General features: G+C 69.2%; 2 protein-coding genes. Both read left to right on the top strand.

Features of this window, described 5'->3' with window-relative positions; translation table 11 throughout:
* On the top strand, positions 1–339 hold a 339-nt coding region (locus VR45_RS39600; RefSeq protein ID WP_045944814.1), incomplete at its 5' end, for an oligopeptide/dipeptide ABC transporter ATP-binding protein.
* Positions 329–578: ATP-binding cassette domain-containing protein (locus VR45_RS49750; RefSeq protein WP_045944813.1), on the top strand; the 250-nt coding region annotated here is incomplete at its 3' end. The genes VR45_RS39600 and VR45_RS49750, both read left to right, overlap by 11 nt.

The following is a 578-nucleotide window of genomic DNA, read 5'->3' as shown; positions in this document are numbered from 1 at the left end:
GCCGACAAGATCGCGGTGATGTACGCCGGCCGGATCGTGGAGACGGCACCCGTGCACGAGCTGTACGCCCGCCCGGCGCACCCGTACACCCGGGGACTGCTGGACTCGATCCCGCGCCTGGACCAGAAGGGCCAGGAGCTGTACGCGATCAAGGGCCTGCCGCCCAATCTGCTGCGGATCCCGCCGGGCTGCGCCTTCAACCCGCGCTGCCCGCGGGCCCAGGACATCTGTCGACAGGAGGTGCCGAAGCTGTTCCCGGTCACCGAGGACGACGGCACCGAACTGGCCGGGCGGGGCAGCGCCTGCTTCTTCTGGAAGGAGACCCTCCATGACCGTTGACGGGGCCGGCGCACTCGACTCGCCGGCGGAGGCCGCCTTCGCCCAGGAGGTGGCGAGCGGCGAGCCGATCCTCGAAGTCCGCGACCTGATCAAGCACTTCCCGCTCACCAAGGGCATCCTGTTCAAGAAGCAGATCGGCGCCGTCAAGGCCGTCGACGGGGTCTCCTTCGACCTCATGCAGGGCGAGACGCTGGGTATCGTCGGCGAGTCCGGCTGTGGCAAGTCCACGCTGGCCAAGG

Source organism: Streptomyces sp. NRRL S-495 (assembly GCF_000966955.1).
Classification (GTDB): Bacteria; Actinomycetota; Actinomycetes; order Streptomycetales; family Streptomycetaceae; genus Kitasatospora; species Kitasatospora purpeofusca.
This window is presented reverse-complemented; position numbering and strand designations above follow the sequence as displayed.